The organism is Sphingobium sp. CCH11-B1 (genome assembly GCF_001556865.1).
GTDB lineage: Bacteria > Pseudomonadota > Alphaproteobacteria > Sphingomonadales > Sphingomonadaceae > Sphingobium.
In genome coordinates this window covers 1-16,972 of record NZ_LSJY01000094.1, presented here as the reverse complement: position 1 = coordinate 16,972, position 16,972 = coordinate 1, and the positions used below count along the sequence as shown (strand labels likewise).

The 16,972-nt window shown below is 63.6% G+C and carries 12 protein-coding genes; 4 read left to right on the top strand and 8 right to left on the bottom strand.

All coding sequences use genetic code 11. The annotated features are described in order from the left end of the window. Positions 1-5 precede the first annotated feature (5 nt). The 5 genes from AX724_RS10345 to AX724_RS10325 form a co-directional block, all read right to left on the bottom strand. Positions 6-2,327 (bottom strand): TonB-dependent receptor, encoded by a 2,322-nt coding sequence (locus tag AX724_RS10345; RefSeq protein WP_066765967.1) that lies wholly within the window; start codon positions 2,325-2,327, stop codon positions 6-8. 68 nt (positions 2,328-2,395) lie between these two features. Beyond that, positions 2,396-4,354, bottom strand: a complete 1,959-nt coding sequence (gene acs / locus AX724_RS10340) for an acetate--CoA ligase (protein WP_066766036.1) — start codon at positions 4,352-4,354, stop codon at positions 2,396-2,398. Positions 4,355-4,366: 12 nt separating this feature from the next. Beyond that, positions 4,367-6,382, bottom strand: a complete 2,016-nt coding sequence (locus AX724_RS10335) for a TonB-dependent receptor (protein WP_066765965.1) — start codon at positions 6,380-6,382, stop codon at positions 4,367-4,369. Between the two features lie 110 nt (positions 6,383-6,492). Continuing rightward, the gene (locus AX724_RS10330) at positions 6,493-7,872 is read right to left on the bottom strand and encodes a hypothetical protein (protein WP_066765963.1); all 1,380 of its coding nucleotides are present in this window, start codon (positions 7,870-7,872) and stop codon (positions 6,493-6,495) included. A gap of 104 nt (positions 7,873-7,976) precedes the next feature. Continuing rightward, a complete protein-coding gene (locus tag AX724_RS10325) occupies positions 7,977-8,939 on the bottom strand; it encodes a PQQ-dependent catabolism-associated beta-propeller protein (RefSeq protein WP_066765961.1) in 963 nt (320 codons plus the stop codon). 170 nt (positions 8,940-9,109) lie between these two features. On the opposite strand from AX724_RS10325, the gene pedF reads away from it, so the two are divergent. The 4 genes from pedF to AX724_RS10305 all read left to right on the top strand — a co-directional run bounded on the left by pedF (position 9,110) and on the right by AX724_RS10305 (position 13,013). Further along, complete coding sequence (gene pedF, locus AX724_RS10320; protein ID WP_066765960.1) at positions 9,110-9,538, top strand: cytochrome c-550 PedF; 429 nt, start codon at positions 9,110-9,112, stop codon at positions 9,536-9,538. Continuing rightward, positions 9,535-10,395: a substrate-binding periplasmic protein gene (locus tag AX724_RS10315; protein WP_443018694.1), complete on the top strand. Its 861-nt coding sequence runs from the start codon at positions 9,535-9,537 to the stop codon at positions 10,393-10,395. The genes pedF and AX724_RS10315 overlap by 4 nt, the downstream gene beginning before the upstream one ends. A gap of 96 nt (positions 10,396-10,491) precedes the next feature. Beyond that, positions 10,492-12,234, top strand: coding sequence for a methanol/ethanol family PQQ-dependent dehydrogenase (locus tag AX724_RS10310; RefSeq protein WP_066766034.1), 1,743 nt, complete (start codon positions 10,492-10,494; stop codon positions 12,232-12,234). Between the two features lie 11 nt (positions 12,235-12,245). Further along, the gene (locus AX724_RS10305; protein WP_066765959.1) at positions 12,246-13,013 is read left to right on the top strand and encodes a response regulator; all 768 of its coding nucleotides are present in this window, start codon (positions 12,246-12,248) and stop codon (positions 13,011-13,013) included. Between the two features lie 40 nt (positions 13,014-13,053). Here AX724_RS10305 and AX724_RS10300 read toward each other — a convergent pair whose 3' ends face one another. The 3 genes from AX724_RS10300 to AX724_RS10290 form a co-directional block, all read right to left on the bottom strand. Continuing rightward, positions 13,054-15,300, bottom strand: a complete 2,247-nt coding sequence (locus AX724_RS10300) for a hybrid sensor histidine kinase/response regulator (protein ID WP_066765958.1) — start codon at positions 15,298-15,300, stop codon at positions 13,054-13,056. After that, a complete protein-coding gene (locus tag AX724_RS10295; RefSeq protein WP_066765956.1) occupies positions 15,297-16,448 on the bottom strand; it encodes an FIST N-terminal domain-containing protein in 1,152 nt (383 codons plus the stop codon). Before AX724_RS10295 ends, AX724_RS10300 begins: the two co-directional genes overlap by 4 nt. A 100-nt stretch (positions 16,449-16,548) precedes the next feature. Continuing rightward, positions 16,549-16,941, bottom strand: coding sequence for a DUF779 domain-containing protein (locus tag AX724_RS10290; protein WP_066765954.1), 393 nt, complete (start codon positions 16,939-16,941; stop codon positions 16,549-16,551). Between the last annotated feature and the right edge of the window lie 31 nt (positions 16,942-16,972).

Here is a 16,972-nt window from a genome sequence, read left to right as displayed (position 1 = left end):
GCCGTTCAGAACCGCGCCTTGATGCCTGCATACCAGCGCCGCGGGGTGCCGGGGCCATAAGCGCGCGGGTTGCTTGCCCCGGGCGCTTCCTCAAGGTCAATCTCGTCGACCTGAGTGAAGGTTCCGAACGTTGCATAGCGGCGGCCCAGGAGGTTGCGAACCTCGCCGAACAGGGTCACGCCCGGCAGGATATCGACCCCCGCCCGGACGTTGGCGATCAGATATCCGGGCAGTCGGGCATTGTCATTGCCTTCGTCCCCGACAAGATACTGACCGGATCGCGCGATCAGATCGCCGCCGACCGTCCAACGGCGAAGGCGGCTGACCGGGCCTGCATAATCGAAGGTGAGGGTCGCCGAATGCCGCGGGATGCCGGGCAACGTGTCGCCCTTTTTCACCCCGATGGTCCCGTCTTCGCCGGCCATGGGGTTAGCAGGACTGCTGAGCACAAGCGCATCCCGGTATTTCGCATCCGTGAGGGCGTAGCTAAGCCCTGCGGCAAAGCCGCCTCGTTGCAATTTGACGGACGCCTCCAACCCCTGCCGCCGCGTCCTGCCGATGTTACGAAAATAGGCGCGCCCCCGGATTGCAGATGCGACATACTGAATATCGTCGTGGTTGATGGTGCGATAGGCCGACAATAGCCAGTCGGCGCTCCACCCACCGCGGAGGACATGGCCTGATGCGCCCGCTTCCCAGCTTCGCGCGACGACCTGCTTGAGCGGCGGATCGGCGATGAAGAAGTTGGTGAGGCTGCATGGCGCGGCTTCGTCGGCGCAGGAGAGTTCGGCGGGTGTGGGCGCACGGCTGGTCTCTGCATAGCCCACTCGCAGCGACAGGCCATCCGACAGGCGATAGTCAAGCTCGACGCCCGGATTGAGGCGCCGGAAACCGTGTCGCCCGTTAAGAGCAGTGCCGATCTGATCGGCGAGTTCTATCCGCGCATGGTTCCAGCGCAAGCCGACTTCTGCCGTCAAGCCCGGAGCAATCGGCAAGCGGTCCTGAAGAAAAACACCCCAGTGGCGACTATTGGCGACCAGCCCGACCGGGGCGATCGCGCCGTCGTCCTGCACGATGACGGAGCCCAGTCCGGTCACGCTGCGATCCTCTGTCAGCGCGCCCAGCTCGGTCGATGCGTCAAAGCGGGTACGGGCACGATCATGGCTGATGCCGACCGCGAGGTGATTGCGTCCGCCTGCCAGGCTGCGATCATCAATGATCTGGATGAGGAAGCCGACGGCATCGGTCCGCGTCCGTCCCCGGTTGAGCACGCCATAGCCTTCCCCGCCGAGCCGATCCGCAACCGGATGGCCACCAGATGTCGTCAGGACTGCCGGCTCGTCCGTTTCACCGATCGTTTCCAGGCACAACAACCCGGCTTCATCCTCTTCTCCGCATGCTTCGATGTCGGCGGCGTCGCCGTTGACCGTTCGCAACGTCAGGCGCTGCGCATAGAGGCTGCTCTCCAGCCGGCTGCTGTTCGACAGCGCGACCCACGGGTGCAGGCTGACGCGGCCATAGCGGCTGCGGCTGTTATCCGGCCAGGTGAAGACCGCGCGCCGATCGGCGGCCAGCAACTCGACCGGCGCGACGCCATTGCCGGTCAGATCAGTATCCGCGCCGACGAACTTGAGATGCACGCCACCATCGGTTGCATCCAGCCCCACGTCAAAATAGCCGTTCGCGAGGCGAGAGGGGCTATGGTCGCGCCAGCCATCTTCGCGGCTATATTGGACAGCGCCGAACGCGCTGAAGGCGTCCTGCGCGAAGCCCCCGGCCGCGCTTGCCTCCGCATAGCCGAAGCGCCCGCCGGTGACGCTCGCCTCGATGCCCGGTTCGGCACGTCCGTCCTTGGTTTCCAGCAGCAGCGCGCCCCCCAGCGCATTGAGACCATAGACCGGGCTTGCATCGAGCAAGCTGACGGAGCGGATCGCGGCTTCGGGAATGAGGTCGAATTGCACGGTGTCGCCAAAGGGCTGGTTGAACCGTACGCCGTCCATATAGACCGCAATGCCCTGCGACTGGCCCTGAAGCGGTGAGGCAACGAAGCCGCGATGGACAAGGTTTGGCTGCCAGGGATTGCCTTGCGCGTCCTGCAAGGTGATGCTGGCGATGTTGCGGGTCAGCGCGGCCAGCAGGTCGGGCGTGCCGGCCGCCGCAGTATCATGGGTGTCGATCCTGCGCGCATCGTCCATGTCGATCGCGCCGCCGGGCGCAGTAACGATGATCGCCGCCGGCTGGGCTGTTGCCGCCTCCTCCGCCCGTGCCGGGACTACGCCGCAAGCGATGCTGGCAAAGCCCGCAAAAAGCCAGCCTCGGTTCGACATGTCCTCTCCCGCTTCTTTGTTTCAGGAAAGGGTAGGAGCGGCTCCAACTGCGTCCATTAGACCTTCGGTCAGGCGGCCTGCACCAATCGGCTGCGTACCAGATCCTCCACGACCGAAGGGTCGGCCAGCGTGCTCGTGTCACCGAGCGCCTGGGCGGAGACTTCACCCTCTGCGATCTTGCGCAGGATGCGGCGCATGATCTTGCCCGAACGGGTCTTGGGCAGCGCGGACGCGAACTGGATGACGTCGGGGGTCGCGATCGGACCGATTTCGGCGCGCACCCACTGGATCAGCCCCCTGCGCAAATCCTCGCTGGGCGCCTCGCCTGCGTTCAGCGTCACATAGGCATAGATGCCTTGCCCCTTGATCTCATGCGGCATGCCCACCACGGCGGCCTCGGCGACGGCGGCGTGAAGGACGAGCGCGCTTTCGACCTCTGCCGTTCCCATGCGATGGCCCGACACGTTGATGACGTCATCGACGCGCCCCGTGATCCAGAAATAGCCATCCGCATCGCGCCGCGCGCCGTCACCGGTGGTGTACTTGCCAGGAAAGGTCGTGAAATAGGTCTGGAAAAAGCGCGCATGATCGTTCCACACGGTCCGCATCTGGCCGGGCCAGGATCGCGCGATCACCAGATTGCCTTCGCCTTCGCCCTCTAGCGGTTGTCCTTCGCTATCGACGATCATCGCCTCGACTCCCGGAAGGGGGAAGGTCGCGCTGCCGGGTTTCAGGTCGGTGGCGCCCGGCATCGGCGCGATCATGGCGCCGCCGGTTTCGGTCTGCCACCATGTGTCGATGATCGGGCAGCGTTTCTCCCCCACCACCTTGTGATACCAGCGCCATGCTTCCGGGTTGATGGGTTCGCCGACGCTGCCCAGCAGGCGCAGCGAGGCGCGGCTGGTGGCATGGACGAACCCGTCCCCCTCCTTCATCAGTGCGCGCAATACCGTTGGGGCGGTGAACAGGGTGTGGACCCTATGCCGGTCGACGATTTCCCAGATGCGGCTGTGCGTCGGCCAGTTGGGTAAACCCTCGTATATGAGCGTCGTAGCGCCATTGGCCAGCGGACCATAGACGATGTAGCTGTGGCCCGTGACCCAGCCCACATCGGCTGCACACCACCAGACGTCGCCGGGCCGATAATCGAAGCAGAGTTCGTGTGTCAGGCTGGCCCAGAGAAGGTATCCGCCGGTCGAATGCACCACGCCCTTGGGTTTGCCGGTCGAACCCGAAGTGTAGAGCAGGAACAATGGATGTTCGGCGTCCACGATCTCGGCCGGGCAATCGGCGGATGCCTGCGCCATGGCCTCGTCATACCAGACGTCGCGGCCATGCTGCATCGACACCGCGCCGCCGGTTGCCCGGACCACGAGGACGTGACGGACGCTGGAGCAGTGATCGAGCGCCAGCGCAGCATCGACATTGGCCTTGAGCGGCACGCGCCGCCCGCCCCGGCGTCCTTCGTCGGCCGTGACGACAAGGGTGGAATCGCAGTCGATGATCCGGCCGGCCAGCGCTTCGGGCGAAAAGCCGCCGAACACCACCGAATGGATCGCGCCGATGCGGGCGCAGGCGAGCAGCGCCACAGCGGCCTCTGGGATCATCGGCAGATAGATGGTGATGCGATCACCCTTACGCGCACCCGCGGATTTCAGTACATTGGCGAAACGGCAGACCTCGGCGTGCAGCTCCCTATAGGTGATGCGGCGCGGCGCTTCGGCCGGATCATCCGGCTCCCACAGGATGGCGACCGCGTCCCCGCGCTCGGCAAGATGGCGGTCGAGGCAATTGACCGATGCATTGAGCGTACCGTCAGCGAACCAGCGGACGGCGAAATCGGCTTCATCGAAACTGCTTTCCGACGCGCGCGTCGGCGACCTGTTCCAGTCCAGCCGGCGCGCCTGTTCCAGCCAGTAAGCGTCGGCATCCTCCAGTGAGCGGCGATAATCCGCCGCCCGCGCGGCCTTGTCGATCCGCGCACGCGCAGCCCAACCGGCGGGTACCGGGAAAAGATCGTCAGACATCATGGCTCCCCTTCAATGACCATATCGCACGCCGATCCACAGCGTCCGGGGCGTTCCCAGATCGATGGACCCACCAGCGTTCCGTGTAATGACCCGGCTGTCGGACAGATTTTCGGCGCGTGCGATCAGGCTTAAACCGCGTGCCACTGGCAGGCGCACAAAGCCGTCGATCGTCAGCGCATCAGGCAGCGCGTCGGTTTGCAGATCATCTTCATATTGCCGCCCGACATAGCGCAGCGTTGCCGACAATGTCGCGCCGCCCCGCGTCCAGTCCAGCGTTGCGCTCGCCGCATGGCGTGGCACCTGCGCTGGCCGCTTGCCATCGAGCAGCGCGCCGGGTGCAGAAACGCGGGATCGGCTGTAGGCGTAAGCAGCGCTCAAGGTGAGAGCCGGGCCGAACTTCGCCCGCCCGCTCAACTCCGCGCCTTCCGCTCTGATGGCATCGACATTCTGCCGCTGGCGCAGGTTGGGGCCGATCGTGACATTGGCGATGGCATGGTCGAGCCGGTTGGTGAACAGGGTTGCGGACACCGTGAGCCGGTCGTCCAGCGTGACGTCGAATCCGCCTTCCGCGCCTTTCAGTCTTTCGGGCTTCAGAGCAGCATTGGCCTGCGTCGTCACCGGAAACACAACGAAGGGGCGATAGAGCTCATTGAGCGTTGGCAGGCGAAAGCCGCTATAGGCTGACGCTCTCAGGGCAAGAGCGTCCGCGAGATGGAACAGCGCGCCCGCCCGGCCCGAAACGACCCAGTCGGCGCGGTCGGCAAAAATAGTGTCTGCGGTCAGTGCGCCGGCCGGGTTGGTGGCGCGGAAGCCGCCGTTTCGAATGGCCCAACGGTCCGCTCGCATACCCCCCGTCAGCACCAGCCTTCCTTCCGGGCCAGAAGGAGTCCAGTCCTCTTCGATGAAGAATCCGGTCGTCAGCTGATCCCCGCTCGCCTGACGCCGCGCGGTGATCGGGTTGGCGGGGAGGTTCGCGTTATAGGCGTCCTCCATCATCACCCCGTTCGACCATCGCGCATCGATCCCGAAACGCAGGGCGTGGGCAGTTTCCGTGAGTGGCCGCAACTCGATCTTGCCGCCGATTCCGGTGGAAGGCGTGTTGCGCTGGTCAAGCGACTTGCGGAAGCTGGTCGACGAAATGACAATATTGGAGAAGTTCCGCGCCTGGATATAGGCCAGCGCATCGACCTGCCAGCGTCCGCGCGACAGATATCGGATGCTGGCATCCTGTCCCTGGCTCCGGCTATCCGCTCCGGCGAAGCGCAGCGTGCGACGATCGTCGAAGAGGGTGGCGCGAAATTGCACTTCCTCGTTCGCGCCGATTGGCGCGGCAATCCGCAGATTGGCGGACCAGCTATCATACATGGCGGGAACCGTGGCCGCGACGCGCTGGTCACGCGGCGTCGTCTGGAACCCATCACCCTTGTCCCAGCGCCCCGACAAGGATGCGAAGCCGCCCCCGAGATCCGGCGAGACGCTGGCGGATATCTCGCGCGCATCCCGGCTGCCGTAAAACGCGCTGGCATCGACATAGTCCAACTGGTCGCGCGTGGCGCTCGCCATCTCGATCGTTCCCGCGACCGCGCCGGAGCCGAATGCGCCGCTTCCCGCGCCCCGGGTCACGCGCATCAGCGACAGCCGGTCAGGCACCAGCGCGGAGAAGGGGATATAGCCGAAGAATGGGTCTGCGACCGGCACGCCATCCAGCAGGACGAGCGTTCGGCTCGACGCATTGCCGCCCAGCGCCCGCAGGGTTGCTCCCTGGTTGGACGGATTGGACGAGCGGCTGTCCGACCGGCGAAACTGCTGGAATCCGGCGACATCGGACAACAGGTTCTCGATCCGCCCCGACGCATTGTTTTCGAGCCGGGGCCGCTCGATCAGAACTGATCCATAGGCAGGCGCGCCGGGCGGGAGCGGTAGCGATGCACCAGTGACTACGATCGCCGGGCCGGGCGACGCCTCCGGCTCCGCACAGGCAGCAAAGGGCGTTGCGGCGATCGCGAGACAGGCTAGCCTCCGCATCTTCTGTTCTCCCCCCCCACCCCATTGCCGCGTCGAGGCGGCACCGCATTGATAGGGTGCCGCCTCCTGCTGTGACATTGACCTTTTGGTCGCCCCCGCAATCCCGTTACTCAGAAGAAGAGGATTGCCCCCGCCGCGACAGTGTCGCTCTGCGCCTCGTTTCCGTTGTGCGCGCGCGCCGTGGTGCTGATATATTCGCCGATCAGCGTCACCCAGCTGGTCAGCCCGTAACGCGCCTGGCCCACCCAGCTGCTGTTCCGGCGGAGCAATGCGGGATTGGCGATCGCATCGGCGGCGTTGGCGTAATGCAGCCGGCTCGCGCCATAGCTGCCGCCCACCGAGAATTTGCCGAAGGTGGCAAGCCCCTGGACATAGAAGCCGTCGCTGTCGCGCTTGTTGCCCAATGCGTCGGTGTCGAACAGGTTGAGCGCAGTCGTACCCAGGCCCGATCCATTATAGTAATAGCCGGTCAGGACGACCGGGCCATATCCGATCTTGGCACCCGTATCAAAGCCGCTCCCCGTGTAGGAAATGCCGTCGACGCGGTTGTGCTTCTGGGTGATGCCGGACAACCATGCGCGGGCGGAAAAGTCGCCGAATTTGCCGTCATAGACGATCTTGCCCTGAAAGCCGGGGGACTTGCTGGTTTCGCCGGGGCCGGTCAGGGACTGGAGCGGCTCGAAAATGCCGACCGACACCTGGAACCCCGACAGATTGGGGGATGTGTAGGTGATCTGCGGCTGGAAGTCGGTGTAGATGTAACCGATCCCGATGCGGCCGAGCGAGGTGTTGGACGGCGCGACATTGCCGCCGCTCGACCCGACCGATAGCAAGGTGATGTCGTTCAATATGCCTTCCGAACCGAACAGGCCGATGTCGCGGCCCAGCTTGAATTCGCCAAAGCCTGCGCGGCCGACCGTCATATAGGTCTGGCGAAAGTCGATGCCCGCCGTCTGTAGTGCGACCGGGCGGCCGGCTGAGTTCGCGCCGCCGCCAGCGGCATAGTTCACGCTGTTGATGCCCGGATACATGCCGAAATGTGCGCCGACGTCCCAGCCACCCTGTTTGGTCGTCACGTCGAACTTCAGGAAGCCGGGCAACAGGCCGTTGCGGATCGCCGAGCTGCCGCCGCCGACCGGCACCACGCCGCCGACCACCGCCGTCCCGAGCCCGGCCGCCTGTCCGCTTTCATGGGTGTAGAACCCGTTGACAGACCCCGAAATCTTGACCGTCACGTCGCCGACATCGAAGCCGACGCCGCTGTCCGCCACCCGCACCACGGGCTTCCCGTCGGACATGGCGGCCGGTGCAGCCGCGGGTGCAGGTGCCGCATCGTCCTTCGCCAGTTGGGCATATTCCTCGTCGGTCAGGATACCCTTTTCGTGCAGTCGCTTCAGAAGTTCCGTTGTGGTTCCGGCCTGCGCCGACGCGCTCGCCGCGACAAAGAGCAGTGCCGACGCCGCGCTGCACAGGAATTTCCCCCTAACCATGTCATCCTCCCCGTAAACTGCCGGTCACGCCGGCCAATGGAGAGAGTGCGCGGCAGGCAGGGCCGCTGGAATTGAACTTTGGGTCTTGCGGCTCCTCCTTTGGGTCAGGGCGCGACGACTATCCCCCATGGCCCCGAACCGGTCGGGACGGTTCCGACGACTTTCGCAGACGGAATATCGATGATCGAAACGGTGTCCGAAAGGCCATTGGCAGCATAGGCACGCGCGCCGTCGCCGCTGACGGCGATATGCCAGACGCGTTTGCCCACCGGCACATAGGCGCGGACCTTGCGGGTGGCGACATCGACCAGCGCCACATGGTTGGCGCGTCCCAGAGCCACGATGGCTGTCCTGCCATCGGGCGTGAAACGGATGCCGCACGGCAATATCTGATAGTCCGGCACCCCCGGAATGGCGAAGCGGATGGTATCAACGATTTTACGCGTCGCGGGGTCAGTAACCTGCACGGTTCCGCCAATCTCGGCCGCGATCCAGAGCGCGGCGCCATCGGACGTAAATTCGACATGGCGCGGGCGCTGGTCGGTCGGCGTCGCGTCGACCATCTTTCTGCTGGAAAGGTCGATCCAGTTGACAACCCCCTCATCCTCCGAGGTCACAACCACCCATTTGCCATCGGGGCTTTGCGCCACGCCCTCCGGTTCCTTGCCGACATTGACCTGGAAGGCGACGGTGCGCGTCTTGAGATTGATCGCGGTCAGCGCGGCATCATCCTCATTGGCGACGAACAAAAGGGTCCCGTCGCTCGACAGGAAGAATTGCTCCGGGTCTTGCCCTGACGGAAGATCGGCGATCAGCTTGCCCGTCGCCCGATCGATCATCTGCACCGCATGGTCTTCGCTGGCGCAGAGCAGGATATATTTGCCGTCGGCCGTCAGGGTGATGCCACGCGGCCTGCCGCCCACGGGCCATGTGGCGACTGTCTGCATCTTTGCCGCATCGATGACGGTTACGCTGTCTCCCCGCTCATTGGAGACATAGAGGGTTTCGGCATGCACCGCAGCCGTCCCGCCGGCCAGCGCCATACCAAAGAGGATGGCCTTGATCATGTTCCTGCACCCTCTCCCTTGCCTTCTCTGCGCTGATATCTAGCCCGACGCACAGCCGGACAGGATTGTACCAAAGGCCAATGGGGCGGTTTGCCCGGCACTCTTACTATCCACAGCCATCATCAAGGATCGCAGGCCAGCAGCGGTCGCGACAGACAAGAGGGTTTGGGATGAGGAAGTTCGGACGCATCGCCCTGATCGGCGCAGCCTTCCTGGCCGGGGGGTCCATCGCATCGGCACTGATGGCACATGGCAATGTCACGCCGCAGGCAGTGGACACCTCCGCCCTGCCGGACATCGGAACTGACTGGGTGCAGCACAATCCCTACCGGGGCAACGCAACCGCCGCGAAGATCGGCGAATCAGCCTATGGCCAGAACTGCGCACGCTGCCACGGGCTGGACGCCGAAAGCGGCGGGATCGCCCCGGACCTGCGTTATTTGGAGGTCGGAGACAGCGGGGACGAATGGTTCATCCAGCGCTTCCAGCACGGCTCCAGCCACGATGGCAAGGTGTATATGCCGCCGTTCGGCGACGTGCTGGGGCAGAAGGCCGGCTGGGCGATCCGCGCCTGGCTCGAAACCAAGCATCAGGAATGATGGCCGTGGATCGCCGCGCCTTTGTCCTGAGCCTGGCGGCAGCCGCGCTCGGCCCCGTCGCGCCAGCAGCGGCGGCCCCGCTCGGCCGGGTCCGGGAACTTGGGACTCTCCGGATTGCCGTCTACAAGGACAATCGCCCTTGGTCCTGGCGCAAGGACGGTAAACTGATCGGCATAGATGTGGATATCGCGCAAGCCCTCGCCAGGGCGCTCAGCGTGCGTGCCGACATCGCCGAACTGGTCGCCGACGAAAGCGTCGATGACGATCTGCGCAACGGGGTGTGGAAGGGCGGTCTGCTGGGCTTTCAACCCGCCGACATCATGCTGCACGTGCCATTCGACCGGACCTTTGCCATGCGAAACGATCAGGTCGCAATCATCGCTCCCTACTATCGGGAAAGCTTCCAGTTCGCTGCTGCCAGGGGGGCGCTCGATGTGAACGCGCCGCCGACGCAATATCGTGGCAAGCGGCTTGCCGTCGAGATCGATTCCATTCCCGATTTTTATCTCATCGGCGCGTTTGGCGGCATATTGGCGAAGGATGTCGTGCACTTCCCTGGCGGAACCGAAGCGGTGACGGCGGTCATCGACGGTCGGGCCGACGCCGTACTCGCCAGCCGCGCGCAGATCGACGCCGTGCTGCACGAAAGCGGTGCAACCCACATTGTGCGGCGCACTGGCCCGCTTCCCGCCTTCACCACGCCCGGCTGGGACATCGGCATGGCGGTCAAGGAAAACAGCCGCAACCTGGGGGATGCGGTGGAGGCGATCCTGACGGAGATGGCGGCATCCGGCGCTCTCAAGGCGATATTCGAGTCGCACGGCGTCGCCTATGCCCCGGCGCTCGCGGCAGGCTGACCGCCCCGACCCAAGGTCCAATTGGCAGCAGGGCTTGGCCCCATAATCTGTTGCATCGACGGCGCGGAGCGCGCCGGAAAACGAGGGAGGATGAAAATGACAGGACGTTTCACGCGTTCGTTCATGGGGGTAGCCGCTTGTTCCTTGATCGCGGCCGCCTCGCCGCTGGTCGCTGCGGGGCCGACCGACGCCGATCTGATGAACGACGCGGCTTCCACTGGCGACGTGCTGACCTATGGCATGGGTCCGCAGGCGCAGCGCTTCAGCCCTCTTGCTCAGATCAATAGCCAGACAGTCACGAAGTTGGTGCCGGCTTTTTCCGCGTCGTTGGGCGGCGAAAAGCAGCGCGGTCAGGAATCGCAACCGCTCGTCTATGACGGGACCATCTACGTCACCGGCTCCTATTCGCGCCTGTACGCCTTCGATGCGCGGACAGGCGAGGAAAAATGGGAATATGCCGCGCGCCTGCCCGACGACATCATGCCCTGCTGCGACGTCGTCAATCGTGGCGCGGCCATTCATGGCGACAAGATCATCTTCGCGACGCTGGACGCGCGGCTGGTGGCGCTCAATCGCCACACAGGCAAGGTCATCTGGAACAAGCAGATTGCCGACTACAAGGCTGGTTACAGCGCGACCGCCGCGCCGTTGATCGTGAAGGGCATGGTCATAACCGGCAATTCGGGCGGCGAGTTCGGCATCGTCGGCGCAGTGGACGCGCGCGACGTAGAGACCGGCGAGCTGATCTGGCACCGCCCGGTGATCGAGGGCAATATGGGTACGCTGCGTGGCAAGGATAATGGCGTCACCGGCAAGACCAATGCCAGCTGGACCGGCGATCTCTACAAGACGGGCGGTGGTGCGACTTGGCTGGGCGGCACCTACGATCCGGAAACAAACCTCCTCTATTTCGGCACGGGCAATCCTGCCCCCTGGAACAGCCATTTGCGGCCGGGCGACAATCTTTACACCGCATCCACCCTTGCGATCGACCCGGACACCGGGATCATCAAATGGCATTATCAGACCACGCCGCATGACGGATGGGATTTCGACGGAGTCAATGAATTCATTCCGTTCGATGCGACCATCAATGGCAAGCCGATGAAGCTGGGCGCTAAGGCCGACCGCAACGGCTATTTCTTCGTGCTGGACCGCACCAACGGCAAGTTTGTCAGTGCCAACAAGTTCGTCATGCAGACGACCTGGGCCAATGGTTATGACAAGAACGGCAAGCCCATCCTTATTCCGGCAGGTCGCCCCGGCGCGCCCAACGGCACGGAAAAGGGCACGACCGTCTTTTCCTCGCCGAGCTTCCTGGGCGGCAAGAACTGGATGCCGATGGCCTACAGCAAGGACACAGGCCTGTTCTACATCCCATCGAACGACTGGGGCATGGACATCTGGAACGAGCCGATCGCCTACAAGAAGGGCGCGGCCTATCTGGGGGCGGGCTTCACCATCAAGCCTATTGCCGAGGATCATATCGGTGTGCTTCGTGCGATGGACCCGAAGACGGGTAAGATCATGTGGGAGTATAAGAACAAGGCGCCACTTTGGGGCGGGGTGCTGACGACGGCGGGCAATCTTGTCTTTACCGGTACGCCGGAGGGCTATCTCAAAGCCTTCGACGCCAAAACCGGCACCGAACTGTGGAAATTCCAGACCGGATCGGGCGTCGTCGGGTCGCCCGTCACCTGGGAACAGGATGGTGAGCAATATGTCGCCGTGATGTCCGGCTGGGGCGGCGCCGTGCCGCTGTGGGGCGGCGAGGTCGCCAAATCCTTCAAGGACATCAACCAAGGTGGCTCGCTCTGGGTATTCAAGCTGGCGAAGTAAGGGGCAACAAGATGATCGTCATGGGGCGCGGGCAGAGAGTCCAAAGCGGAAATCGCGGGCAATTTGCTCCGCCCTATCCTATGATCCATCATCATGGCGGGGGGCCGGGCATGCGGATCGAGCAGAACGAAGCGATGATGGAACGGGTGCTGATCGTCGACGATCATCCGCTCGTTCGTGACGGGCTGCGCAGCGTCATCGCCGTGAGCTTTGACGGTTGCGAAATTTTCGAGGCCTCCAGCATGGAGGAAGCGATGGTGACGCTTGGCAAGCAGTCAAACTTCGACCTCGTATTGCTCGACGTCAACATTCCGGACGTTAAGCGGCTCGACGGCCTTAAGTTGCTACGCAACCGCCATCCGATCCTTCCAGTCGTGATGGTGTCGGGATCGTTCGACCGCGCGATCGTGCGAGAGGCACTGGCGGCCGGCGCAGCGGGCTTCATCCCCAAGTCCATCAAACGCAGCGCAATCGTCGAGGCACTTCATCGCGTCGTTTCGGGCGAAATCTACATGCCGGATGCGATCGAGGATTCGCCTCAGGAAAATGCGGAGGAAGCCGAGATACTTGCGAAGATCGAGAGCCTGACGCCCCAGCAGCGGATCGTGCTGACCCATCTGGTGCATGGTCGCCTCAACAAGCAGATCGCCCATGACCTCAGCGTATCGATGACCACAGTGAAGGCGCATGTGTCCGCCATCCTGCAGAAGCTCAATGTGTTCAGCCGCACCCAAGCCGTCATCCTGGCCAACCGGGTTCATTTTGACGGCGACAATTAGGCCGGTCGCGCTCCGCCGCGCGGCTATGCTGCAGTCAGGGCTAAGCCAAAACCATCCGCAGCAGCGCTCGCAACTGGGCCGGCTTGACCGGCTTGTTGAGCAGCGGGATGTCGCTTGCGGCAAGCTGGTTCTTGAGCGCTTCGCCTCGGTCGGCCGATATGATGATGGCCGGTACTGATGCGCTGAAATGGGCCCGCAGCCGGGCGACGACATCGTTCCCCGTCTCGCCGTCGTTCAGATGATAGTCGACCAGCATGACATCGGGCCGCGCCCCGTCGTGCGAGCGCGCCGCCGCCTGATCGAACCCGTCTGCGACAACGACGCGGCACCCCCACCCCGTCAACAGATTTACCATGCCGGTCTGGATCTGCCTTTCATTGTCGATCACGAGCACGGAAAGACCACGCATAGAGCGATCCCGCGCTTCGATCCCCTGCGGTTCTTCGTCCTGCTGTTCGGCCCCGAGCGGCAGGGAGATGGAGAATGTCGCGCCGCGCCCCGGCTCTGAGTGCAGACTGATCGGATGGCCGAGCATGTCGCTGGCGCGCCGTACGATCGCCAGGCCCAGTCCCTTGCCCGGGCTTCGGGTATCAAGGCGACGGAATTCCTCGAAGATGAACTCCTGCTGCTCCGGCGCAATGCCGGGGCCGCTGTCGGCAACGCTGATCTCAGCCTTTCCGTCCGCGCACCGGCACACCACAGTGACGGCTCCCTGCGACGTATAGCGCAAGGCGTTTGAAATGAAGTTCTGGAGAATGCGGCGCAACAATCGCTGATCCGATTCCACCCAAATCGGCTGTGCATCCACCGTGAAAGCGAGTCCTGCCGCTTTCGCCATCGGAGCAAATTCGACGTGCAGCTTCCGGAGCAGCCGATCGATGCGAAAGGACGTCACCTCAGGCTGTATTGCACCCGCATCCAGCCGCGAAATCTCCAACAAGGCTTCCAGCAGCTCTTCGACCGAGTCCAGCGCGATCGATGTCTGGTTGACCAGAGCCCGGGTCGGCAGCGCGAGCCGTCGATCGCCAAGCGCCGCGACGAACAGGCGCGCCGCATTCAAGGGCTGCAGCAGGTCGTGGCTCGCCGCGGCGAGGAACCGCGTCTTGGAGAGGTTGGCCTTTTCAGCGGCGATCTTCGCCTCGGTCAGCTCCGCCTCGATCGTCCGGCGCTCGGCAACCTCTTCTTCCAGCTGGCCATTGAGACGAACGAGTTCCATCGTCCGCTCCGACACCCGCCGATCCAGCATCTCGGCTGTTTCCTGGAGGCTGGCCTGCGCGCGCAGCATGTCGGTCACGTCGGTAAAGCCGAACACCCGCCCGCCATCGCCCATCACGCGGCTGCGCAGTTCGAAGTGCCGATTGTCACGGGCGCAGGAACAGATCGCGGCTTGATCGGCCTGCCCTTGATGCTGCCAATCCAACCAGCCCTGATCGTCCATGCCCATAGTGTCGCGGCACCAGTGCAGCAGGTCCGCATGGGTTTCCAAAACACCCATAAAATCGTCCGGCAGGCGCAGCAGCCGGCGCAGCGCGTCATTCCATGTCGCGAGGTGCCCCAACCCGTCAAACAGGCATACACCCTCCGACAGATTGTCGAGCGTCGCCTGCAACATGATGTTATGCTCGGCCAGTTCGCGAGCCCGCGCCCGCGCGTCCTCCGCCTTGGCTTCAGTGATGTCGGTATAGATGCCGACGATCCCGCCCTCGCTGGTCCTCAATTCGTTGATCTGGATCCAGCGTCCATCCGCCAGCCTTTGGACATGGCCGCCATTGGCGATGCTATGTCGCGCCAGTCGATCCGATACCCAGCGATCAGGCGCCACCTGCGCGCCGGCGGGCTGTTGGTTCTGTGCAACGATGCGGGCGATGTCCTCAAACGTCAGCGGCTCGCCGATTTGCTCCGCCACCTGCGGCCAGAAGCCGAGATAGGCTTCGTTGTAGAGGACAAGCCGATCGTCCGCGTCGAAGAGAACGAAACCCTCGTTGATCGATTCGATCGCGTCACGCAGCCGCATCTGTGCAGCATTGGCCTGCGCATGGGCGTCGGCGAGGGCGGTGTTGGCCAGGGCAAGACGGCGTAACGCATCCTCCAACTGCAAGGTGCGGTCGCGCACCTTGGCCTCCAACGCGATCGCCGTTTCAAACATAGAAAAGGCGTTGCTCGACATGTCGGTGGAACGTTCCACCCGCTCCATCAGCACGTCATTAATCCGCCGCAGCTTGCGCAATTCCGCCTGCAGCGCATCCGTCTGCGCTTGCAAGTCAGGGGCGGCGCCCAGGTCGTTCATTTGCCGATCGCTAGTCCACTGAAGGTCTGGTTGACATGCAGCGCATGATATTGCTCGCCATAGGTGTTGAAGCCGATGACGCGGTGGCGGGCATAGAGCGCCGAGACTTCGCGCGATATCTGTCGTTGTTCCGCGTCGATGCGATTGAGCACGCAGTCGAAGGCGATGATGCGATCAATCTCGCCGACCTGCTCTTCGAGTTCGTTGAACAGTTGCTGCATTCCGGCGATGCGATCCACGGGTTCTCCGATCGACAGGACGAGACCCTCGTCGATCGCGCAGTAGAATGTGAGGCTACCATCGGGGTTGGCGCTCTGGATCGAACGGACATGATATTCCCCGCCCGCCCGCACCATCGGCGGATGGGCGGCGAAGAATTCCATGCCCAGTTCCTCGCCTGCATGGCCGGCAAGCCTCAGATATTCCGCGGCCGCCGGTTCCGCATTGACTTCCGTCACGATCCGCTCGTGCGGTGTGGCCCCTGTAATGACCATCTTGTGCGGTCCCGGCCGGTAATGCTGCGCCTTGAAGACATGGACCGGACGTGACGTCGACAGGATGGCGATCACGGCCGCGCGCGCATGGAAGCGCCCATCATCGAATATGGCGGTTTGGCGGAAGGCGAGATCGTCGCCGGACGACCCGCCGATCAGCGGAATGTCGCCCAATGCATCCTGCACCGCCATCGTCATCCATTCTTCCCGGTGGGACAGGCCGTCGACCAGGAACAGGGCCACATGGTTGACCGCATCGCCAAAGTGCAGTGCGTCGCGCTGCGCCCGCGCCACAAGTGATCGCACAGCATCCCGCGCCGCGATCGGATCAAAATTGTCGATGTCGTCGAAACAATGCGTCGTCATGCGAAAGTCTGATGCGGGAAAGCCAATCATCGTCACGCAGTCATGATCATAGCCAATGTCGGTCAACTCGCCTGAACTGATGCAGCCGATGACCTGAATGCCGTCGAACTGCCGGTTTATCGCCCGCGACATCCGATCCCGATCATAGCGATGAGCGCAAAATGCCACGATTCCCGCCAGCGGATCGTCGCCTAGTTGCTCTGCCAGTGCGGTCGTCGCCTCCTGCGGATCGTCCTTGTGCGATACCGCAAAGCGGACCCCGCTCCTGGTCGCTGCGCCTGTCGCCATATCCTGCCCCCATCGCCCATTCTCTTATGCTTAGGGACAATATGATTTAGCGGCTTCTCCATCGCTGTCACGCGAAACCCATCGCTGGCGTGCGCATGGATCAGGCGCCACGGGGTGGATCCCCGGCAGCATCCAGCGCAGCCGCCTCGGCATCGGTGAAGATGCGCGAGCGGACGATGAAGCGCTGCCCTTCCGGGCTTTCCAGCGACATGCCTGCGCCGCGCCCCGGCACAACATCGATGACGACCTGCGTATGTCGCCAATAATCGAACTGCGCAGCGCCGATCCAAACCGGCACATCACCTGCGACATGCCCCAGCAGCACGTCCTGCGCGCCGACCCTGAACTCCCCGGCCGGGAAGCACATCGGTGCCGATCCGTCGCAGCACCCGCCCGACTGATGGAACATCAATGGCCCGTGTCGCTCGATGAGGTGTGCGATCAGGGCTTCGGCTGCCGGGGTGCCGAGAATGCGGGCGGGCAGATCGGCCATGCTTCACCTGTCGGGAAAAGAAGCGGCGGGC